This is a genomic window from Streptomyces lincolnensis (assembly GCF_001685355.1).
Lineage (GTDB): Bacteria > Actinomycetota > Actinomycetes > Streptomycetales > Streptomycetaceae > Streptomyces > Streptomyces lincolnensis.
The window spans coordinates 3515719-3536230 of sequence record NZ_CP016438.1 but is presented as its reverse complement, the minus strand read 5'-3'; the positions used below and the strand labels follow the sequence as shown (position 1 = coordinate 3536230).

The following is a 20512-nucleotide window of genomic DNA, read 5'->3' as shown; positions in this document are numbered from 1 at the left end:
CGAGGGGACGGACAGCAACGTGGCAGGGGCAAGGCAGGCCGTGAACTCGGCTCGCAGGATCGTCGTCAAGGTGGGTTCCTCGTCGCTGACCACCGCCTCGGGCGGCCTGGACGCCGACCGGGTCGACGCGCTCGTCGACGTCCTCGCCAAGAGCCGCAGCGGGGGAGAGAAGGAGATCGTCCTGGTCTCCTCCGGCGCCATCGCGGCCGGACTCGCTCCGCTGGGACTGCGCCGCCGCCCCAAGGACCTGGCCCGCCAGCAGGCCGCCGCCAGCGTCGGCCAGGGACTGCTCGTGGCCCGCTACACCGCCTCCTTCGCCCGCTACGGCGTCCGGGTCGGCCAGGTGCTGCTGACCAGCGACGACATGAGCCGCCGCGCCCACCACCGCAACGCCTCCCGCACCCTCGACAAGCTGCTGGCGATGGGCGCCCTGCCGATCGTCAACGAGAACGACACCGTCGCCACCGACGAGATCCGCTTCGGCGACAACGACCGCCTCGCGGCGCTGGTGGCCCACCTGGTCCACGCCGACCTGCTCGTCCTGCTGTCCGACGTGGACGGTGTCTACGACGGTGACCCCAGCAGGCCGGGGACCTCGCGGATCGCGGAGGTGCGGGCCCAGGCCGAGCTGGCGGGCGTGGACATCGGCAGCGCGGGCAAGGCGGGCGTCGGCACCGGGGGCATGGTCACCAAGGTCGAGGCCGCCCGGATCGCGGCCGCCGCCGGCATCCCCGTCGTGCTGACCAGCGCGATCCACGCGACCGACGCACTGTCCGGCGGGGACACCGGAACCTACTTCCACCCCGCCGACAAGCGCTCCGCCGACCGGCTGCTGTGGCTCCAGCACGCCTCCACCCCGCAGGGCTCCCTCACCCTGGACGACGGTGCCGTGCAGGCGGTCGTACAGCGCCGCAAGTCGCTGCTGCCGGCCGGAATCGCCTCCGTGGAGGGCGAGTTCACCGCGGGCGACCCGGTCGAGCTGCGGGACGCCGAGGGGCACGCGGTGGCCCGCGGGCTGGTCAACTTCGACGCCAAGGAGATCCCGCGGCTGATCGGCCGCTCGACCCGGGAGCTGGCCCGCGAGCTCGGTCCCGCGTACGAGCGCGAGGTCGTGCACCGGGACGATCTGGTGATCCTGCACCCCTGACGGCCTGCTCCGGGTGGCCGTCGGTGCCGGTGACACCCGAAAACGGGGTGAACGACCCGACAAGAGCGTCGCCCTGAGGTGGACGTTCCGCAAAACCGCCACGCGAGCCCGTGCGGCCTGCTCCACTTTGTCTCAGGGACACGTCCCGAAGGACACGACCACGACCGGGCGGTGCAGCTCGGCCATCGCGTAAAGGAGGCCGTCGTGAGACGAGTGCGCCCTGGGGCCGGGGCAGCGGCGTCCCGCGGTGGTGTCGGCGGCGCCTCGGGTGCGGCCGCGCGCGCGGTCGGCGAGGGGCGGGCCCTGACGAGCGTGGCGGCCGGCGACCGCTTCGAGGGCGAGCCCGAGGACCTCCCGCGCCTGTGGCACGTCACCCTGAGCGTCTCCGGCGAGGAAGCCCCGCTGGCGGAGGTCCGGCGCGCCCTCGAACAGCTGGCCCACGACCACCCTTTCCTCCTGACCAGCAGATACGCCAACGACCACGCCGAGATCCGGTACTGGGAGGAGGCCCGCGACCTGCACGACGCGGCCGCCGTCGCCCTGCGCCTGTGGGGCGAGCACCGGCAGACCGCGGGGCTCCCGCCCTGGGAGATCGTCGGCCTGGAGGTCATCGACCGCCAGACCTACCACCAGCGCATCTCCGAGGGATACGGGCCCGCGCCCGCCTCACCCGTAGGCGTGCACCCCTTTTGAGAGGTCTGCGCCGTCTGTCGGGTCTGTGAGGTCTGCGGGGCTTGTCTCGGGGTGTGGAACGACCGGTGAACCAGCCCCTCGGGCGCACTACGCTTCCCTCATGACCACGCTTTCGCCGTACGACTCCATGTCCCCGGTCACCCAGGCCGCCTACCGTGCCAAGGCCGCCGCCGCCGACCTCGCCCCGCTGCCGCGGGCCGAGAAGGACGACGCGCTGCTCGCCATCGCGGACGCGCTGGAGGTCCGTACGAGCGAGATCGTCGAGGCGAACGCCAAGGACATCGCCAAGGCCCGTGAGGCCGGCACCAGCGAGTCGATCGTGGACCGGCTGACGCTCACCCCCGAGCGGGTGCGCGCGATCGCCTCCGACGTGCGGGACGTCGTCGCGCTGCCCGACCCGGTCGGCGAGGTGGTGCGCGGCTCGACCCTGCCCAACGGCATCGACCTGCGCCAGGTCCGCGTACCGCTCGGCGTGGTCGGCATCATCTACGAGGCCCGCCCGAACGTGACCGTGGACGCCGCCGCCCTGTGCCTGAAGTCCGGCAACGCGGTGCTGCTGCGCGGCTCGGCCTCCGCCTACGAGTCCAACACCGCCCTCGTACGGGTCCTGCGCGACGCCGTGGGCGGCGCCGGGCTGCCCGCCGACGCCATCCAGCTGGTGCCCGGCGAGAGCCGCGAGAGCGTGCGCGAGCTGATGCGCGCCCGGGGCCTGGTCGACGTGCTCATCCCGCGCGGCGGTGCCTCGCTGATCCGGACGGTGGTCTCCGAATCCGTCGTCCCGGTCATCGAGACCGGCACCGGCAACTGCCACGTCTACGTCGACGCACACGCCGACCTCGACATGGCGATCGACATCCTGATCAACTCCAAGGCCCATCGGGTCAGCGTCTGCAACGCCGCCGAGACCCTCCTGGTCCACCAGGACATCGCCCCCGAGTTCCTGCCGCGCGCCCTGGACGCCCTCGCGGAGGCCGGCGTGACCGTGCACGCCGACGAGCGGGTGATGGCGTACGCCAAGGACTCCGAGGCGACCGTCGTGGAGGCCACGGCCGAGGACTGGGAGACCGAGTACCTCTCCTACGACATCGCCGCCGCCGTCGTGGACTCGCTGGACAAGGCCGTCGAGCACATCCGGCTGTGGACCTCGGGCCACACCGAGGCCATCGTCACCACCTCGCAGCAGGCCGCCCGCCGGTTCACCCAGCTGGTCGACTCCACGACGGTCGCCGTGAACGCCTCCACCCGCTTCACCGACGGCGGCCAGTTCGGCTTCGGCGCGGAGATCGGCATCTCGACGCAGAAGCTGCACGCGCGCGGCCCGATGGGCCTGCCGGAGCTGACGAGCACGAAGTACATCGTCACCGGCGACGGGCACGTACGGCGCTGACCCCCGTGGGTGGGGGGCGCGTGGCCAGGGCATATGCGCCCGGCACGCGCTCCCGCGCCGGGTCCGTACCGGGTCTGTGCCGCACGAGAGGTGTCTCACACGGCAGATGAATTTCCATACCGTCTGCCCAAATTGACCCCCCAGGTCTACTCTGGATCCGTGCCGGAGGACGTGGGGGGCACGCCGTTCCCTGACGGCTGGGAGCCCGACGACGACCACGACCGCGGGGTGTCGGACGAAGAGTTCGCCTCCGTGGTCTTCGACGAGGCCTTCGTACGGGCGGCCGTGGTGCACGAGCCGACCGCCGTCGAACGCCTCCTGGCCGCCGCCCAGGCGAGAGCCGAGGCCTCCGAGGCCGAGGCGGCCCGCCGCGCCCACGGCAGGGGCGAGCGGTTCGAGGACGCCTTCGCCTCCGACGACCCCAGCGGGTTCGGCCATGATCCGGACCTCGACGACCTGGACGACACCGAGGTCCTTGAAGGCCGCTACGGCGCCTCCGGGACGTACGGCAAACAGGTCCGCTGGCACCGCCCCGTCGCCTGGCTGCTCGCCCTGCTGATGGGGATCGGCATGGTCGCGCTGGCCTTCGCGGCGGTCTACCGCAGCGCCTCCTCCGGCGGCCGGGACGAGCCGCTGCCGCCCGCCTCGACCGGGATGGAACAGGGCACCTCGGCGGCGCCCTCCGCGTCCGCGGACTACTCCCAGCCGGCCGTCTCCGCGGTCCCGCGCACGCCCTGAACACCGCCCGGCGGGAAGTGGCCGGTCCTGGTGAGAACCTGTCAGAACTTGTCGCACAGCGGGGCGTTTACCTGAGCCCTCCGCGACCTACTCTGAAGATATGGGAGGGCCTGGAGACCCATCCGAGGGGACACCCGAGGGCAGCCCCGGAGGTGGCGACGAGGAGTACCGATCCGTCGTCTTCGACGAGTCGTTCGTCCGTGCTGCCCGGCTCCAGGAGTTCTCCGCGCAGGAGCGCATCGCCGACCACGCGCCCGCCGTACGGCGTCGTCCGCCCATGCGCCGAGGGCTGTCCCGGCAGGCGCTGATCCTGGTCGTTCTCATCGCCGTGGCCTTCGGCACCGCGATCTACATGGGCGTACGGCACCCCTACCAGACCCCCGCGGCCCAGCCGGCCGTCGAGCCCGCGCGGATGACCGTCATCCCGCTCGCCCCCCAGGGCAAGGTGCCCGGGCACACCGACCCCACGTACCTGTACGCGCACAGCCCCGCCGCGCAGTACCGCGTCGGCGCCGAGGGCATCCCGCTGCCGGCCTCCCGGCGCACCGCGCACTTCTCGGACGGCCAGGTGGTGGACGCCCTGCTGACCGCCAAGGAGTACATCGTGCGGTCCTCGCTCGACCCGGGCGTCCTGACCGGCGGACAGGTCCGTCCCGTGCGGGTGCTTCTCGACGCCGACCAACTCGACCAGTTCGACGAGAGCTTCGACCGTCCCGCCGCCGACGGCCGGCACGCGCCCACCGGATGGCTGGTCCGCTTCGACCCGGCCGCCCTGGAACTCGCCGACGACAAGATCCGCGTCCAGGGCACCCTCCAGATCGCCGAGACCGACGCGTCCACGCTGGAGGTCACGGCGGACCACACGTTCGTGTACGCGCTGCGGGCGGCGGGGAAGGCGGGGCCGACGGAGGCGGCGGGGGAGAAGGCCGGTGACCGGGCCCGGGCCGAGTCCGAGGTGTCGCTGTTCACCGTCCGGCGCGAGCTGCACTTCCGCTTCGACCGGGACGACCTGCGCCTGCACACCGCCCAGCTCGTCGTCTCCTACGTCCAGGCCGGGCCGCTGTCCTGCGCCGAGGACTCCACGAACCGCCTGCACCCGCTGCTGGCCGGCCAGACCGCCAAGGCGGGCGGACCGGCCGGCACGGATCCCTATGCGACGGGCAGTGCGACGGCGCTGTGCGGGTCGCTGGCGATCAGCGCGCAGCCGAGGGTGTGACCCCGGAGTCGATCAGTCCCGGTTCGGGGCGTCCGGGCCGGTGTCCGTCGGCGGCTCGTCCTCGCGCGGTGCCCCGTTGCCGAAGCCGCCGAAGCCGCGCCGGACCCGGCCGCCCAGGTCACCGGCGCCGCCGGCGAGGTCGCTGACCAGCTTCATCAGCGGGTCCTTGGAGGTCTTGACGTGCGTGGCGTAGTGGGAGGCCGACTCACGGAAGGAGTCCGTGACCGAGGTGTCCTTGTCCTCGTCGCGCCGCGGGTAGTGGCCGTCCATGATCCGCTGGAATTCGCGGGACTCCGACCACTTCTTCAGCTCGGCGGCCCGGATGGTGGTGAAGGGGTGGGAGCGCGGCAGCACGTTCAGGATCTTCAGCACGGAGTCGCGCAGGTCGCCGCCGGCCTCGTACTCCTCGGCCTGCTTCAGGAAGGCGTCCACGTTCATCTCGTGCAGGTGGTTGCCGCCGGCGAGCTTCATCAGCCCGCGCATCGAGGCCGTGAGGTCCTGGCCGACCAGGAGGCCGGCACGGTCCGCGGACAGCTCCGACTTGCGGAACCACTCGCGCAGCGCGGTCACGATCGCCATGATCGCGAGGTTGCCGAGCGGGATCCAGGCCACCTTCAGGGCGAGGCTGGTCAGGAACAGCAGGATGGTCCGGTAGACGGAGTGGCCGGACAGCGCGTGCCCCACCTCGTGCCCGACGACCGCCCGCATCTCCTCCTCGTCGAGCAGTTCCACGAGCCCGGTGGTCACGACGATGATCGGCTCGTCCAGGCCGATGCACATCGCGTTGGGCTGCGGGTCCTGGTTGACGTACATCGGCGGGACCTTCTCCAGGTCCAGGATGTAGCAGGCGTCCCGCAGCATGTCGTGGAGGTGCGCGAACTGCTGGTCCGAGACGCGCACCGAGTCGGACAGGAACAGCAGCCGCAGACTGCGCTCCGGCAGCAGACCGCTCAGCGCCTTGAAGACCGTGTCGAAACCGCTCAGCTTCCGCAGCGCCACCAGGGCGGAGCGGTCGGCCGGGTGCTCGTACGCGCGCGAGGAGATCCCGGGGAAACGCCTGCGCTGCCTGCTCGGCACGTTCTCGTGCCCGTTCTGCTGGTGGCCGTCGTCGGACATGTCATCCCCCATGCGCGTGTGAATGGCCCTTTGACCTTTGCGGACCCTTGTGCGGTCCTTTGCGCCCCCGAAGCAGAGCCCAGCCTAGGCGGAGATACCGTGGACAGGCACTACAGCGAAGGAGTTCCACGCCATGGAGCACAGTCCCGCAGCCGCCTGGCTCACCGAGGCCGCGAGCGCCGCCGAGCAGCAAGGGCCGGGGAATCTGCTCCGGATCGTCCTGGTCGTGATGGTGCTGGGCTGTGTGCTGACCGCGTGGTTCCTGCTGCGGGGTTACAAGCGGAAAGACGACTGAGGCGACGGGAAGGTTCCCGATGGCGGAGTCGGCGTGATCGCCGTGGAGCCGCCCGCTTACCATGGGCCGACATCTTTTCCCGCCCTCACCGGATAGGTCCCGCAGAAGATGAGCCTTCACAGCACCGCCACCCAGCTGGTCACCCTCGCGGCCGAGGGCGAGAAGCACGGCGGCAACCACGAGAGCCTGAACCCGGCGGTCGTCGGCGGTGCCGCCTTCGTCATCCTGATGCTTCTGCTGTGGATCACCACCCGCTTCAACCGCGACCGCTGAGGCACCCGTTGCCCATACCGGGGCACTCCGGGCGTCCGGCGACCGGGGCCCTCAGGCCGGGCCGGTAGGGTCTGCACGCATGGGAGAGCAGGACATGCCTACCGGTCCGGCGAACGACACGCCTGAGGACGCGGCGAGCGGCACGCAAGACCGTCCGACGGGCGGGCGGGCCGACGGCCCCGGAAACGGTCCGTCGAGCCCCGGCAAGCGCCGGCTCGGCGTCATGGGCGGAACGTTCGACCCGATCCACCACGGACACCTCGTGGCGGCCAGCGAGGTCGCCGCGCAGTTCCACCTGGACGAGGTGATGTTCGTCCCGACCGGCCAGCCGTGGCAGAAGACACACCGCGCGGTCTCCCCGGCCGAGGACCGCTATCTGATGACGGTCATCGCGACCGCGGAGAACCCGCAGTTCTCCGTCAGCCGCATCGACATCGACCGCGGCGGCCCGACCTACACCACGGACACCCTGCGCGACCTCAAGGCGCTCAACCCCGACACCGACCTCTTCTTCATCACCGGTGCGGACGCCCTCGGCCAGATCCTGACCTGGCGGGACGCGGAAGAGCTGTTCTCCCTCGCGCACTTCATCGGGGTCACCCGGCCCGGCCACGTCCTGTCCGACCCCGGCCTCCCGGAAGGCGGCGTCTCGCTCGTCGAGGTCCCCGCCCTCGCCATCTCCTCCACCGACTGCCGTGCGAGAGTCGCCAAGGGCGACCCCGTCTGGTATCTGGTGCCGGACGGAGTCGTGCGCTACATCGACAAGCGCGAGCTGTACCGCGGCGAGTGAGCCGAGAGGGGCACCGGTGAACGACCGATACGACGCGGGATACGGCGGCGACCAGGGCGACCCGTACGAAGGCGACCAGTACGAGATCGTCGGCTACGACGAGTACGGCCGCCCCGTGTACCAGCAGGTCCAGCCCCGGCAGGCCCAGCAGCAGCCGCAGCAGCCCGTCCGGCAGCCGTACGACCCGTACGCGCAGCAGCAGGGGTACGGCTACGACCCGTACGCCGCCGGTGGGCAGCACGGGCAGCAGCAGACGCCGGCCTATGACCCGTACGGCACCGGACAGCAGGCACCCGTGCCGCCCTACGACCCGTACGGCAACGGCACCCAGCAGGGCGGCGCGCCGGGGACGGCGTACGACCCCTACGGCCGGACCGCCGCGAGCGCTCCGCAGCCCCGGGTCGAGCCCCGGGCCGCCGAACAGACCGCCTACATCCCGCAGCAGGGCGGCCCCGCCGCCGAACCGGAGGCCCCGGCCCGGGAAGGGCGTCCCCGGGGCGCCGAGGACCCGTACGCCGAACTGGGCCGGGACGCGGCGGCCGACGGTGAACGCGAGTACCGCACCGAGCAGTTCGCCTTCGTCGAGGACCCGGACGCCGAGTCCGAGGACGTCATCGACTGGCTGAACTTCACCGAGAACCGCACCGAGCGCCGCGAGGAGGCCAAGCGCCGCGCCCGCAGCCGACTCGTCGCCCTCGTCGTGGTCCTGGCGCTGGTCGCGGTCGGCGGCGTCGGCTACCTCTGGTACGCCGGGAAGCTGCCCGGTCTGTCGTCCTCCGACAAGAAGACCGGCACCGCGACGGCCGCGGGCGCCCAGAACCGTGACGTGATCGTCGTCCACCTGCACAACACCAAGGGGGGCGGCACCTCCACGGCGCTGCTCGTGAACAACACCACGACCAAGCAGGGCACCACCGTGCTGCTGCCCAACTCCCTCGTCGTGACGGACGACGACGGCACCACGACCACGCTGGCCAAGTCCGTCGACGAAGACGGCTCCTCCGGCACCGTCGACTCGATCGACACCGTCCTGGGCACCGACATCGAGGGCACCTGGCGCCTGGACACGCCCTACCTCCAGAACCTGGTCGACCTCGTCGGCAACATCAACGTCGACACCAACACCGACGTGCCCGACCCGGCGGCCAAGAAGAAGGGCGAGGCTCCCCTGGTGAGCAAGGGGAAGAACCAGACCCTCAGCGGCAAGATGGCCGTCGCCTACGCCACCTACCGTGCCTCCGGCGAGGCCCAGGACGCCCAGCTGGAGCGGTTCGGCCAGGTCGTGCAGGGCATGCTGCGCAAGCTGTCCTCCGACGCCCAGGGCGCGACCGTCACCGTGCAGACGCTCGGCCAGATCATCGAGCCGCCGCTCACCGACAAGGACCTCGGCGCCTTCCTGGCGAAGCTAGCCGACCGCGCCAAGGGCGGCGACTACAAGACCGCGCTGCTGCCCGTCCAGGCCGACGGCACCCTGAGCGCGTCGGCCAGCGAGAGCGTGGTCAAGGACGTTCTCGGCGGTGCCGCGAAGAGCCCCGACAAGGACGCGGCCGTCAGCGTCTCCGTCCAGAACGCCACCGGCGTCAAGGACAACACCGAGAAGACCCGCGTCGTCCTCCTCAACGGCGGCTTCACCTTCGTCGACGGCGGCACACCACCGGCGTCCCGGGCCACCTCCAAGGTCCTCTACGCCGACGCCGCCGAGAAGGAGAACGCCACCGAGGTCGCCAAGACCCTGGGTCTGCCGGACAGCGCGGTGGCCAAGGGCAGCGTCTCCGCCAACGCCGATGTCGCCGTGATCCTCGGCCAGGACTACCGGCCGTCCTCCTCCTGACCGGGGCGGCACCCCACGTGCGACGACAAAGGCGTGGGGTGCCCTCGGCGGCCGTGAGACCCTTGAGGTCAAGTGACCACCGACCGAAAGCCTTGTAGTGACCGCGACTGACCGCTCTCTGGAACTCATCACCACCGCCGCGCAGGCGGCCGCCGACAAGCTCGCGCACGACGTGATCGCCTACGACGTCAGCGATGTGCTGTCGATCACGGACGCCTTCCTGCTCGCCTCCGCGCCCAACGACCGCCAGGTCAAGTCGATCGTCGACGAGATCGAGGAGCGGCTCTCCAAGGAGCTCGGCGCCAAGCCGGTGCGCCGCGAGGGCGACCGCGACGCCCGCTGGATCCTCCTCGACTACGTCGACATCGTCGTCCACGTCCAGCACAGCGAGGAGCGGGTCTTCTACGCCCTGGAGCGGCTGTGGAAGGACTGCCCCGAGATCGAGCTCCCCGTGGACGCCAAGGCCACCCGGGGCAAGGGCGAGGCGCACGCCAAGCTGGCGGCCGAGGAGGACGCCACCGAGTTCGGGGAGCTGCGGTGAGCACCTTCACCGGGCCCGGAAAGGGCCGTCGCGTCATCCTCTGGCGCCATGGCCAGACCTCGTGGAACGTGGAGCGCCGCTTCCAGGGCACCACGGACGTCGAGCTCACCGAGATCGGTGTCTCCCAGGCCCGCCGCGCCGCCCGGCTGCTCGCCTCCCTGGAGCCCGCCGCGATCGTCGCCTCCGACCTGAAGCGGGCCGCGAACACCGCCGCCGAGCTCGCCGCGCTCACCGGCCTGGAAGTGACCCACGACGAGGGCCTGCGTGAGACCTACGCGGGCGTCTGGCAGGGGCTGACCCACGAGGAGATCATCGCCCGCCACGGCGGGGAGTACGCCGCGTGGAAGCGCGGCGAGCCGGTCCGCCGGGGCGGCGGCGAACTGGAGTCGGAGGTCGCCGACCGGGCCGCCCCCGTCGTGGTCCGGCACGCCGAGAAGCTCCCCGAGGAGGGCACGCTGGTCGTGGTCAGCCACGGCGGCACGATCCGCACCACGATCGGGCGCCTGCTCGGTCTGGAGGCCCACCACTGGGAGAGCCTCGGCGGCCTCTCCAACTGCTGCTGGTCCGTGCTCGGCCAGGGCGCCCGAGGCTGGCGCCTGCTGGAGCACAACGCCGGCACCCTCCCGGAACCGGTGCTCGGCGACGACGACTGAGCGGCCCCGGGGCGCCGGAGACCCGGATTTCACTTTCTGGCAGGTCGCAGGCTAAAGTTCTTCTTGTTCGCCCCGCCGAGCGGGGCGAAACACCATGCGGCTCAGCCGCGTGGCAGCCGGGGCTATAGCTCAGTTGGTAGAGCGCCTGCATGGCATGCAGGAGGTCAGGAGTTCAATTCTCCTTAGCTCCACAGATCGACACTCTGTTGAGTTGTCAAAGATCGGTGATGAAGATCCCGTCCCTCAGGGGGCGGGATTTTCTGTTGCCCCACAGGCCAGCAGAGCCGTGCGCCGCGCAGTGCCCTCGTCCTGTGGTGTGTAGACCACGATCCGGCACTCCGGCATCCCGTTGATCGACAGGGACAGCGACGTCATGTGCAGCTCGCCCAGCTCCGCGTGCCGAAAGCCCTTCACCCGTCGCCCGGGCTCGGCCACGTCGCCGCTCTCCCACAGCCGCGCGAACAGCGGGCTCGCCGCCGACAGCCCGCGTATGAAGCCCTCCCAGGCCGGCTCCCCGGCATGCACGCCGTAGGCCGCGCGCAGGGTCGCCACCATCACCGGCAGCTCGGTGTCCCGGAACATCAGGGGACAGTCCTCCTCGGGCACCGCGAACAACTCCCACAGCGCGTTGGGAAGACCCCGGGCCGGTGACGACCCGGCGAGGAACAGGCTCCGGTAGACGGAGTTGGCGGCCAGGATGTCGTACCGCGAGTTGTAGACCACGGCCGGACGCGGAACGAGGGCGTCGAGGATGCCCTGGATCTCCGGGCCCACAGCCCGGGTGAGGGCCTCCGGGGCGGCGGCGTACGGGACTTCGGCGAGGTGGTACAGGTGCTCGCGCTCCGGCGCGTCGAGCCGGAGTGTGCGCGCGACCGCGTCCAGTACCTGCGCGGAGGCGTTGATCGGCCGTCCCTGCTCCAGCCACGTGTACCAGGTGACCCCCACGCCCGAGAGCTGGGCGACCTCCTCACGGCGCAGCCCCGGTGTGCGGCGCCGCAGGCCCGGTGGCATCCCCACGTCCTGCGGTGTCACCCGGGCTCGCCTGCTGCGCAGGAACGCGGCCAGCTCGGGCCGCCGTCGCTGTGTCGTCGTCATCGTCACGTCCCCCTCGTCACGACCATCCTCGGTACCCGGCTCGTCCCCTGCCAGGTGCTGTCAGTACCAGCATCGACGGGCTCTCGGCACCCGTACCGCGGTGTCGTCAGGCTCGACGGCATGACGACACCACCCCGAACGGGCCCGGGCCCCTCACCCGTTGCAAGTCCCGAGATCAGTAAAGCGTCCACCACTGACAATCGGTCCCGGCCGCTGCTCGCGCTCGTCCTCGCCGCCCAGTTCATGGCCTTGCTCGACGTGTTCATCGTGAACGTCGCGGCGCCCACGATCGGCACCGAACTGGACGCGTCCGGCGGCGAACTCCAGCTGGTGATCGCCGGATACGCCATCACCTACTCCGTGCTGCTGATCACCGGTGCCCGCCTCGGTGCCCGCTTCGGCCACGGCCGGATCCACCTCGCCGGGCTCGCTCTGTTCACGGCGGCCTCGCTCGCCTGCGGTCTCGCGCAGGGCGCCACCGAACTGATCGTGTTCCGCCTGGTGCAGGGCGCGGGATCGGCGGTGATGATCCCGCAGGTGCTCAGCCTGATCCAGCGCCATTTCACCGCGGAGGCCAGGGCGAAGGCGCTCGGTGCCTACGCGGCGGTCCTCGCCGTCGGCGCCGCCGCCGGTCAGGTCGCCGGCGGAATCCTCGTCAGCGCCGATCTGTTCGGCACCGGCTGGCGGCCGGTCTTCCTCGTCAACGTGCCGGTGGGCGTCGTCCTGCTGGCCGTCGGCGGCCGTGTCCTGCTGCACGGGGACCGGGTGGCGGAGCGGTCGCCGGCGCGTGGACTGGATCTGCCCGGCCTGGTGCTGCTCGGGGCGGCCGTGTCGTTGGTCACGGTGCCGCTGGTGCTCGGCCAGGAGGAGGACTGGCCGCTGTGGTCCTGGCTGTCGCTGGCCGCGGGCGCGCTGCTGTTCGGTGTGTTCTGCGGGTACGAGTCCCGGCTGGCCCGGCGCGGCGGCGCCCCGCTGATCGCGCCGGGCGTGCTGCGCCGGCCCGGCATGGGCCTCGCCGTCTTCCGTGTGCTGGCCGTCATGGCCGTCAACGGCGGCTTCCTGTTCGCGCTCACCCTGCATGTCCAGGGCGGTCTCGGCTACAGCGCGCTGCGGGCCGGTCTCACCTTCGCGCCGACCGCGATCGTCTTCGGCCTGGTCGGTCTGACCTGGCGAAGCTGGCCCGCCTCCTGGCAGCGTGCGCTGACCCCGGCCGGGTTCGTGATCACCGCGCTGGGCGTCATGGGCGTCGGACTGGCTCTGCGGGGCGGCGGCGAGGGCGGTGTGCTGCTGTACGTGGCGTACGCCGGTGTGGGCGCCGGACTCGCGCTCGCCTTCAGCCCGACGCTCACCCGGGCACTGGCGACGGTGCCGCCCGAGCACGCGGCGGACGCCAGCGGTCTGCTCGCCACGGTCACGCAGCTCGGCCAGCTGATCGGAGTCGCCGTGTTCGGCACACTGTTCTTGAACCGGCTTGAGTCACTCGGGGGCTTCGGGGCGTATACCTCTGCGGAGGCGCTTTCGGTATGCGTGTTCGCGCTGGCCGGGACGGCTGCTGTGGGTGCCGTGTCCGGACTGGTACTGAGGCGTCGCTGACCGTATTGGCCCGGCCGTGGCAGAATCAAACGGCCGGAAGGGGGCGCGGCCCGACGGGAGGGAGCGGTGATGCCTGCGAGCATCCTCAGGGAGGTCGGCCACCTCCTTGAAGCAGCGTCGACACGGGACACGGTCACCCGCCTCATCTGCCCTTCCTGCGGTTCCCTCCACGTGGCCCAAGTCCTCGGCGACAACGGCGGGATCTCCTACGTGTGCACGGCCTGCGGCCACAGCTGGAGCTGATCGATGGGTGCACACAGGCGAAAGTGCGATTGGTGCGGCAGTGGTACGCCCATCGTCCGGGACATGGAACCGGTCAATCCGGAGTACCAGTACTGGTGCGAGGAGTGCGCGCGGGCGCTGATCATAAAGGGCGACCCGATCGAGACGTACCGCGAGCTGGAGGGGGAGCCGATCTACGGCCGGCTCCTCGAAGAGCACTGCACGCTCAAACGGTTCTACTCGTTCGTCACCGCGTAAGCGGGCACAAGCCCTCGGATGCGGACAGGGCGGAAACGATTTGGTGCTCTCCCCGGTGGCCCGGTAATGTTGGCGTCGCCGCCGGGGAAACCCGCGGAACACCGCAAGGGGCTATAGCTCAGTTGGTAGAGCGCCTGCATGGCATGCAGGAGGTCAGGAGTTCAATTCTCCTTAGCTCCACAGACAGATCCCGTCAGATCTTCGATCCGGCGGGATCTTCGCGTTTCCGGGGGCAGTTGAGGTGGCGAAAGAGGGGCCGCCCGGATCTCCGGGCGGCCCCTCTCTCGCCGTCTCTCGCCGTCTCTTTCGGTCGCGTGGTGCTCAGCGGCCCAGGGCGCGGCGGCCGCGGCCCTGGGAGAGGACCGGCAGGTTGTTGCGCGAGGGTGCGCGCTCCGTCTGGTCCTCGATGCGCAGGGCGAGCGCGGGGCAACGCCGGACCGCCCGCAGGGCCTTGGCCTCCGCGTAGCGGGGCACCTGGGCCTGCGCGACGGTCGGGAAGCCGTCGGCGCCGAGCTCGAAGACCTCCGGGAGGATGTCCGCGCACAGACCGTGGCCCCGGCACAGCGTCCAGTCGACGTAGATCTTCTGCCGGCTGGGACCGTTCTCCTCGGACTCCGCGCCGCCGGGGATGCCCGTAGGAGCCCTTCCGCCCTCGAAGAGAGGCAGAACGCCCTCCACGGGGCGCCCGCAGCCGTTGCCCAGGACGTGCGCGGCGAGGTCGTCCGTGAACGCCTTGATGGTCGATTCCAGGAACATCGCGGAGCCGTCGGGGTGCGAGCAGGCGCCGCGCCGCTTCACGTTCTTCGCGACCTGCTTGAGGGCCTCCAGGGCGGCCGGGCCGCCGCCGTTGATGATGTCCTCCATGCCGCGTGCGGCGGCCGGCAGACCGAGGTAGCAGGGACCGCACTGCCCCGCGCTCTCCTCGGCCAGCCACTGCGCCACACGCAGCGACTCGCCCAGCGGGCAGGTCTCCTGAGTGATCGGCAGGATCGCGCCGGCGCCGAGCGCGCCGCCCACCGCGTCGAGCGAGTTGCGGGAGACGATCGCCTCGTTGACCGTCGCCGCGTCGATCCACTTGCCGTGGTAGCCGCCGGTCAGCACGCCCTGCGGGACCGGCGGGGCACCGGCGAGCTGGAGGACGTAGCGCAGCGGTACGCCCGTGGGGACCTCGATCACCATGGGGCGGGCGACCGCGCCGGAGACGGTGAGCATGACGGTGCCCGGCTCGTCGTACAGACCGGTGTTGCCGTAGCGCTCCGGGCCGATGCGGGCGGCGATGGCGAGCTGGGCGAAGGTCTCGGCGTTCGACAGCAGGGTGGGGGCGCCGCCGACGCCGTTCTGCGAGGCGCTGACCTTGCGGCCGGGCGGGATCGCCGGGCCGCCGTCGATGGAGCGGATCAGCGACGCGGCGGCGCCGGTGACCATGCGGACCGGATTGCGCTGCACGCGCGCGCGTAGAGCGGATCGGCGGCCGTTGCTGAGGCCGCGTTCGGCGAGCGCGGCCTCCATGGAGCGCTGTGTCGACTCCCGGGTGACCCCCACCACGAGCGTGCGGGCACCCAGGGCCTCGGCGCACAGCAGCGCGCCGTCCAGGATGAGATGCGGGGCACGGTTGATGAGCACCGTGTCCTTGCGGCAGGCCGGTTCGTCCTCACTGCCGTTGACGACGACGACCGGCCGTACACCGCGTTTGATCGCCGCCTCCGCGACCGAACGCAGCTTCTTGTGGAAGGGGAAGCCCGCGCCGCCGCGGCCCTTGAGGTTGATGCGCTCGGAAAGCTGCGCGAGCTGCTCTCCGCCCATGGGTTCGAGCGGCCCGTGCACCTTCAGGTGCATGGGCAGGTCAAGTCTCTCGACAAGGTCGAAGCCAGACGTGAGCTGGGGAAGTCCGACGACGCGGACTTCCGGGACGTCGGGCAGGGCCTCGTTCACCTATAGCCTCCGGAAGGCGTGTTCCAAGGTTCGCCCGAGCCCGGGGCGTCGAAGTCGTACGACTGACCGGGCGATGGTTCATTGGCGGGACCGCTGTTGTACGTGTCGTTCGGGTTGTACGTGCCGTACAGGGTGTTTGTCTCACCGGTGTCGTACACGTCACTTCCGCCGTAGCCGTTCGCGGGCTGACTGCCGTAGGCCGGGATGTTGTAGCCGGTGTCCTGGAGCGGGTCGTAGGCCGACGGAGGCGCCTCGCCGACCGGCGGCGGGGACGGGATCGGCCAGTTGCCCGACGTGCTGCCGCCGCTGTCCACGAGCGGGATGGCCTCGGTGGGCTGCATGTCCATCGGCAGGTCCATGCGGGCGGTCTGGTCGGCGTACGGCTGCTGCGTGCGCGGGGTCGAGACGGCCCGGTAGGCGGCCGCGAAGCCGTTCGCGGGTTCCGGCGCCGCGGGGGGAGCGTCGTACGAGGGCACCCGGGGCTGGGAGCCGGTCGACCGCTGATTCTCGTAGCCCGGCAGCTGCCTGTCGTAACCCGGAAGCTGCCGGTCGTAGCCCGGCCGCCCCGAGTCGGCGAGCCTGGCGCGACTCTCCTCCAGGCCCTCGCGGCCCGGACGCTCCTCGCTGCCCAGGAACGCGGAGATGCGGTCGGCGACCTGGCGCTTGAACGGGCGCGGGGCCGCGCGCAGAGCGAGGGCCGCGGTGACGCCGAGCACCGAGAGGCCGTACAGGATGACGAAGGTCGGCTTGGCCGCGCGACCCGCGTAGAGGCCGTGGATCAGCGCCGCGCACCAGGCCGGGTAGGCCAGCATGTGCATGGCCCGCCAGCGGGCCGCCACCGGGGCGGGGGAGGCGAACCTGCTGCGCAGCGCGCCGGTGATGCCCACGAAGATCATCAGCAGGCCGGCCAGCGAGCCGAGGCCGATCAGGCCCTCGGTGCCGGTGACACCGAGTGAGAACGGGATCAGCGCGGCGATCAGCTGCGTGTGGTCCAGCGCGATCTTGGTGGTGATGTGCAGCAGCAGGAACGCGATCGAGGCGACCGCGGTCGTCCGGTGCACCGCCTGCCCGATGATCCTTTGGCGGGTGTCCAGGAAGATCCGGTCCTGGGCGACCAGGCCCCAGATCACCGAACAGCTGAGCGAGACGAGGGACAGGACGCCCGCGCCGAAGTTCAGGAAATCACGGAACCTGTCACCTCCCACCAGCACGGACACGGGTATGAGGAGCAGGACGACAGCCGACGCCACCCCATAGGCCGACCGGCCCGACTGGGGGAGCGAGCTGTTACTACGACGAGGGTTCATGGGGGCAACTCCGAGCAGTTTCGGGAAAGCGGTCCCGCTGCCGCACTCTAAGTGGCGCCATACCGATGGGTACGAGGTTTGAGTTATTGCGCTGTTATCAAACGACAATGAGGCTGTTGTGATGTCCCTTAGTGGCTGTTACGCCGGGTAATCATTGACCTTGGTTCAGCTCCTGTCGGGCGTGGGGCGGTCGTACTCGACGTCGGTGGCGAGGCGGCACCCGGTGCCAAGAAGGCATACGTAAGCGCGTCGCGGCTTGCTCAACGGCTGCGGTACCCTAACGCCATGCGTGCCGTACGCCTTCTGCTTAGCGGGCCGCGCTGATCAGTCCCGACCGCCGGTGAACGGCAGGTCGGCATCGGCGCGGCGTCCCCTCCTGTGCGAGGGGATTTTTCGTTTCCCGAGTGTCACAGCCGCTGGCAGAGACGATCGATGGAGCTTTGAGGATCATGAGCGAGACGAATTCCGCTGCCGCCGAGGTGGCCGCGCCGCACCGCTACACGGCTGCCGTGGCGGCCGACATCGAGGCACGCTGGCAGGACTTCTGGGACGCCGAGGGCACCTATGCGGCGCCGAACCCCAAGGGTGACCTGGTGGGTGACCCCGAGGTGGCCGCCCGGCCCAAGAAGTTCATCATGGACATGTTCCCGTATCCCTCCGGTGCTGGCCTGCATGTCGGCCACCCCCTGGGCTACATCGCCACCGACGTCTTCGCCCGCTACCAGCGCATGACCGGCCACAACGTCCTGCACACCCTGGGCTTCGACGCCTTCGGCCTGCCCGCCGAGCAGCACGCCGTGCAGACCGGTGAGCACCCTCGTATCACCACCGAGGCCGCGATCAGCAACATGAAGTCCCAGCTGCGCCGGCTGGGCCTGGGCCACGACAAGCGCCGGTCGTTCGCCACGATCGACCCGGAGTACTACAAGTGGACCCAGTGGATCTTCCTGCAGATCTTCAACTCCTGGTACGACGTCGAGGCGGACAAGGCCCGCCCGATCTCCGAGCTGGTCGCCCAGTTCGAGACCGGTGAGCGTGCCGTACCGGGGCACGCGCGCGCGTGGGGCGAGCTGACCGCCGCCGAGCGCGCCGACGTCCTGGGCGAGTTCCGACTGGCGTACGCCTCGGACGCGCCGGTCAACTGGTGCCCCGGACTGGGCACCGTGCTGGCCAACGAGGAGGTCACCGCCGACGGCCGCTCCGAGCGCGGCAACTTCCCCGTCTTCAAGGCCAAGCTGCGCCAGTGGAACATGCGCATCACCGCCTACGCCGACCGGCTGCTGGACGACCTGGAGGAGCTGGACTGGCCCGAGGCCATCAAGCTGCAACAGCGCAACTGGATCGGCCGCTCCGAGGGCGCCCGCGTCGACTTCCCGATCGACGGCGAAGCCGTCACGATCTTCACCACGCGCCAGGACACCCTGTTCGGCGCGACCTACATGGTGCTGGCCCCCGAGCACCCGCTGGTCGAGAAGTTCACGCCGACCGCCTGGCCCGAGGGCACGCACGACGTCTGGACCGGCGGTCACGCCACTCCGGGCGAGGCCGTCGCCGCGTACCGCGCGCAGGCCGCCTCGAAGTCGGACGTCGAGCGGCAGGCCGAGGCCAAGGACAAGACCGGCGTCTTCACCGGCGCGTACGCGACCAACCCGGTCAACGGCGAGCAGGTCCCCGTCTTCATCGCCGACTACGTCCTGATGGGCTACGGCACCGGCGCGATCATGGCCGTCCCGGCGCACGACACGCGTGACTTCGCGTTCGCGCGCGCCTTCGAGCTGCCGATCCGCTGTGTGGTCGAGCCCAGCGACGGCCGTGGCACCGACACCGCGGAGTGGGACGACGCCTTCGTCTCCTACGACGCGAAGATCGTGAACTCCTCCGCCGACGAGGTCTCCCTGGACGGCCTGGGCGTCGTCGACGCCAAGGCGCGCATCACCGAATGGCTGGAGCGCAAGAGCATCGGCGAGGGCACCGTCAACTTCCGCCTGCGCGACTGGCTGTTCAGCCGCCAGCGCTACTGGGGTGAGCCCTTCCCGATCGTCTACGACGAGGAGGGCATCGCCCACGCGCTGCCCGAGTCGATGCTGCCCCTGGAGCTGCCCGAGGTCGAGGACTACTCGCCGCGCACCTTCGAGCCGGACGACGCCGACACCCAGCCCGAGACGCCCCTGTCGCGCAACGAGGACTGGGTCAACGTCACCCTGGACCTGGGCGACGGGCCGAAGAAGTACCGGCGTGAGACCAACACCATGCCCAACTGGGCCGGTTCCTGCTGGTACGAGCTGCGCTACCTGGACCCGCACAACGACCGGCAGCTGGTCGACCCGGAGATCGAGCAGTACTGGATGGGCCCGCGCGAGGGCCAGCCGCACGGCGGCGTCGACCTGTACGTCGGCGGCGCCGAGCACGCCGTGCTGCACCTGCTGTACGCGCGCTTCTGGTCCAAGGTCCTGTTCGACCTGGGGCACGTCTCCTCCGCGGAGCCGTTCCACAAGCTGTACAACCAGGGCATGATCCAGGCCTTCGTCTACCGGGACAGCCGTGGCTTCCCGGTGCCGGCCGCCGAGGTGGAGGAGCGCGACGGCGCCTTCTATTACCAGGGCGAGAAGGTCTCCAAGCTGCTGGGCAAGATGGGCAAGTCCCTGAAGAACGCGGTCACTCCGGAGTCGATCTGCGAGGAGTACGGCGCCGACACACTGCGCCTGTACGAGATGGCGATGGGGCCGCTGGACGTCTCCCGGCCGTGGGACACGCGCGCGGTGGTCGGCCAGTTCCGGCTGCTGCAACGGCTGTGGCGCAACGTCGTCGACGAGGCCACCGGTGAGGTCACGGTGGTGGACGCGGAGCCCGCCGAGGACGCCCTGCGGGCCCTGCACAAGGCCATCGACGGGGTGCGCCAGGATCTGGAGGGCCTGCGGTTCAACACCGCCATCGCCAAGGTCACCGAGCTGAACAACCACCTGACCAAGGCGGGTGGCGCGGTGCCGCGCTCCATCGCCGAGCCGCTGGTCCTGCTGGTCGCGCCGCTGGCCCCGCACATCGCCGAGGAGCTGTGGCGCAAGCTGGGCCACACCGACTCGGTGGTCCACCAGGACTTCCCGGTCGCGGACCCGGCGTACGTCGTGGACGAGACCGTGACCTGCGTCGTGCAGATCAAGGGCAAGGTCAAGGCCCGGCTGGAGGTCGCGCCGTCCATCTCCGAGGACGAGCTGGAGAAGGTCGCGCTGGCCGACGAGAAGGTCGTGGCGGCGCTGGACGGTGCGGGTATTCGCAAGGTGATCGTGCGGGCGCCGAAGCTGGTCAACATCGTTCCGGCGTGATCTTGAGCGTGATCGTCCTGGTGTGAGCGTTTCGGCCCAGGCGTATTCGGCGTAGGTGCAAGCGGCGGGATCGCGGCCGGGGCGTGGGTGTCTCGGGGTGGTCCC

General features: G+C 70.7%; 19 protein-coding genes and 2 tRNA genes. 17 read left to right on the top strand and 4 right to left on the bottom strand.

The features are described 5' to 3' along the window. Window positions 1–40 precede the first annotated feature (40 nt). The 5 genes from proB to SLINC_RS15645 all read left to right on the top strand — a co-directional run bounded on the left by proB (window position 41) and on the right by SLINC_RS15645 (window position 5181). A complete protein-coding gene (gene proB / locus SLINC_RS15665; RefSeq protein ID WP_107406614.1) occupies window positions 41–1147 on the top strand; it encodes a glutamate 5-kinase in 1107 nt (368 codons plus the stop codon). Window positions 1148–1351: 204 nt separating this feature from the next. Beyond that, window positions 1352–1840, top strand: a complete 489-nt coding sequence (locus SLINC_RS15660; protein WP_079164548.1) for a hypothetical protein — start codon at window positions 1352–1354, stop codon at window positions 1838–1840. A 100-nt stretch (window positions 1841–1940) separates the two neighbouring features. Then, window positions 1941–3227: a glutamate-5-semialdehyde dehydrogenase gene (locus SLINC_RS15655; protein WP_067432566.1), complete on the top strand. Its 1287-nt coding sequence runs from the start codon at window positions 1941–1943 to the stop codon at window positions 3225–3227. 159 nt (window positions 3228–3386) lie between these two features. After that, the gene (locus SLINC_RS15650; RefSeq protein WP_067432563.1) at window positions 3387–3965 is read left to right on the top strand and encodes an SCO2584 family spore wall biosynthesis protein; all 579 of its coding nucleotides are present in this window, start codon (window positions 3387–3389) and stop codon (window positions 3963–3965) included. 100 nt (window positions 3966–4065) lie between these two features. Beyond that, window positions 4066–5181, top strand: coding sequence for an SCO2583 family membrane protein (locus SLINC_RS15645; RefSeq protein WP_067432560.1), 1116 nt, complete (start codon window positions 4066–4068; stop codon window positions 5179–5181). Between the two features lie 12 nt (window positions 5182–5193). Here the strand turns inward: SLINC_RS15645 and SLINC_RS15640 are convergent, their stop codons facing one another. Continuing rightward, window positions 5194–6297 carry a M48 family metallopeptidase gene (locus SLINC_RS15640; RefSeq protein ID WP_067432557.1) on the bottom strand — a complete coding sequence of 368 codons (1104 nt, stop codon included), beginning with the start codon at window positions 6295–6297 and terminating at the stop codon, window positions 5194–5196. A 133-nt stretch (window positions 6298–6430) separates the two neighbouring features. On the opposite strand from SLINC_RS15640, the gene SLINC_RS48505 reads away from it, so the two are divergent. From SLINC_RS48505 to SLINC_RS15615, 7 genes are all read left to right on the top strand, one after another. Further along, window positions 6431–6592: a hypothetical protein gene (locus tag SLINC_RS48505; protein WP_107406613.1), complete on the top strand. Its 162-nt coding sequence runs from the start codon at window positions 6431–6433 to the stop codon at window positions 6590–6592. Window positions 6593–6700: 108 nt separating this feature from the next. Further along, entirely contained in the window at window positions 6701–6865 is a 165-nt protein-coding gene (locus SLINC_RS48500) for a hypothetical protein (protein ID WP_170068271.1), read from the top strand. Between the two features lie 79 nt (window positions 6866–6944). Next, on the top strand, window positions 6945–7655 hold the full coding sequence (gene nadD, locus SLINC_RS15635) for a nicotinate-nucleotide adenylyltransferase (RefSeq protein WP_067432554.1): 711 nt from the start codon (window positions 6945–6947) through the stop codon (window positions 7653–7655). 16 nt (window positions 7656–7671) lie between these two features. Beyond that, window positions 7672–9486: an LCP family protein gene (locus SLINC_RS15630; RefSeq protein ID WP_067432551.1), complete on the top strand. Its 1815-nt coding sequence runs from the start codon at window positions 7672–7674 to the stop codon at window positions 9484–9486. Between the two features lie 97 nt (window positions 9487–9583). Then, window positions 9584–10027, top strand: coding sequence for a ribosome silencing factor (gene rsfS, locus SLINC_RS15625; RefSeq protein ID WP_067432548.1), 444 nt, complete (start codon window positions 9584–9586; stop codon window positions 10025–10027). After that, window positions 10024–10680, top strand: a complete 657-nt coding sequence (locus SLINC_RS15620; RefSeq protein ID WP_067432545.1) for a histidine phosphatase family protein — start codon at window positions 10024–10026, stop codon at window positions 10678–10680. The genes rsfS and SLINC_RS15620 overlap by 4 nt, the downstream gene beginning before the upstream one ends. A 118-nt stretch (window positions 10681–10798) precedes the next feature. After that, a tRNA-Ala gene (locus SLINC_RS15615) sits at window positions 10799–10871 on the top strand. A 52-nt stretch (window positions 10872–10923) separates the two neighbouring features. Here the strand turns inward: SLINC_RS15615 and SLINC_RS15610 are convergent. Further along, window positions 10924–11775: a helix-turn-helix transcriptional regulator gene (locus SLINC_RS15610; RefSeq protein WP_067445378.1), complete on the bottom strand. Its 852-nt coding sequence runs from the start codon at window positions 11773–11775 to the stop codon at window positions 10924–10926. A 120-nt stretch (window positions 11776–11895) separates the two neighbouring features. On the opposite strand from SLINC_RS15610, the gene SLINC_RS15605 reads away from it, so the two are divergent. The 4 genes from SLINC_RS15605 (at window position 11896) to SLINC_RS15595 (ending at window position 14028) form a co-directional block, all read left to right on the top strand. Continuing rightward, window positions 11896–13368: an MFS transporter gene (locus SLINC_RS15605; RefSeq protein WP_182449170.1), complete on the top strand. Its 1473-nt coding sequence runs from the start codon at window positions 11896–11898 to the stop codon at window positions 13366–13368. Window positions 13369–13437: 69 nt separating this feature from the next. Next, window positions 13438–13611, top strand: coding sequence for a hypothetical protein (locus tag SLINC_RS48495; protein ID WP_107406612.1), 174 nt, complete (start codon window positions 13438–13440; stop codon window positions 13609–13611). A gap of 3 nt (window positions 13612–13614) precedes the next feature. After that, entirely contained in the window at window positions 13615–13848 is a 234-nt protein-coding gene (locus SLINC_RS15600; protein WP_053750770.1) for a hypothetical protein, read from the top strand. Window positions 13849–13955: 107 nt separating this feature from the next. Then, window positions 13956–14028, top strand: a tRNA-Ala gene (locus tag SLINC_RS15595). 141 nt (window positions 14029–14169) lie between these two features. Here SLINC_RS15595 and SLINC_RS15590 read toward each other — a convergent pair. Together SLINC_RS15590 and SLINC_RS15585 are read right to left on the bottom strand one after the other, a co-directional pair. Then, window positions 14170–15780, bottom strand: coding sequence for an NADH-quinone oxidoreductase subunit NuoF family protein (locus SLINC_RS15590; RefSeq protein ID WP_067432542.1), 1611 nt, complete (start codon window positions 15778–15780; stop codon window positions 14170–14172). Beyond that, a complete protein-coding gene (locus tag SLINC_RS15585; RefSeq protein ID WP_182449169.1) occupies window positions 15777–17087 on the bottom strand; it encodes a ferric reductase-like transmembrane domain-containing protein in 1311 nt (436 codons plus the stop codon). Before SLINC_RS15585 ends, SLINC_RS15590 begins: the two co-directional genes overlap by 4 nt. 449 nt (window positions 17088–17536) lie before the next feature. Between SLINC_RS15585 and leuS the strand changes: the two genes are divergently transcribed. Beyond that, complete coding sequence (gene leuS / locus SLINC_RS15580) at window positions 17537–20407, top strand: leucine--tRNA ligase (RefSeq protein WP_067432536.1); 2871 nt, start codon at window positions 17537–17539, stop codon at window positions 20405–20407. The last annotated feature ends 105 nt before the right edge of the window (window positions 20408–20512 follow it).

What these genes read in the sequence shown, in the direction of transcription:
- leuS (WP_067432536.1), top strand. Translation starts at nt 17,537, where the DNA reads ATGAGCGAGACGAATTCCGCTGCCGCCGAGGTGGCCGCGCCGCACCGC.
- SLINC_RS48495 (WP_107406612.1), top strand. Translation starts at nt 13,438, where the DNA reads ATGCCTGCGAGCATCCTCAGGGAGGTCGGCCACCTCCTTGAAGCAGCG.
- nadD (WP_067432554.1), top strand. Translation starts at nt 6,945, where the DNA reads ATGGGAGAGCAGGACATGCCTACCGGTCCGGCGAACGACACGCCTGAG.
- SLINC_RS15605 (WP_182449170.1), top strand. Translation starts at nt 11,896, where the DNA reads ATGACGACACCACCCCGAACGGGCCCGGGCCCCTCACCCGTTGCAAGT.
- SLINC_RS15610 (WP_067445378.1), bottom strand. Translation starts at nt 11,775, where the DNA reads ATGACGACGACACAGCGACGGCGGCCCGAGCTGGCCGCGTTCCTGCGC.
- SLINC_RS15585 (WP_182449169.1), bottom strand. Translation starts at nt 17,087, where the DNA reads ATGAACCCTCGTCGTAGTAACAGCTCGCTCCCCCAGTCGGGCCGGTCG.
- SLINC_RS15600 (WP_053750770.1), top strand. Translation starts at nt 13,615, where the DNA reads ATGGGTGCACACAGGCGAAAGTGCGATTGGTGCGGCAGTGGTACGCCC.
- SLINC_RS48505 (WP_107406613.1), top strand. Translation starts at nt 6,431, where the DNA reads ATGGAGCACAGTCCCGCAGCCGCCTGGCTCACCGAGGCCGCGAGCGCC.
- SLINC_RS15640 (WP_067432557.1), bottom strand. Translation starts at nt 6,297, where the DNA reads ATGTCCGACGACGGCCACCAGCAGAACGGGCACGAGAACGTGCCGAGC.
- SLINC_RS48500 (WP_170068271.1), top strand. Translation starts at nt 6,701, where the DNA reads ATGAGCCTTCACAGCACCGCCACCCAGCTGGTCACCCTCGCGGCCGAG.
- SLINC_RS15655 (WP_067432566.1), top strand. Translation starts at nt 1,941, where the DNA reads ATGACCACGCTTTCGCCGTACGACTCCATGTCCCCGGTCACCCAGGCC.
- SLINC_RS15645 (WP_067432560.1), top strand. Translation starts at nt 4,066, where the DNA reads ATGGGAGGGCCTGGAGACCCATCCGAGGGGACACCCGAGGGCAGCCCC.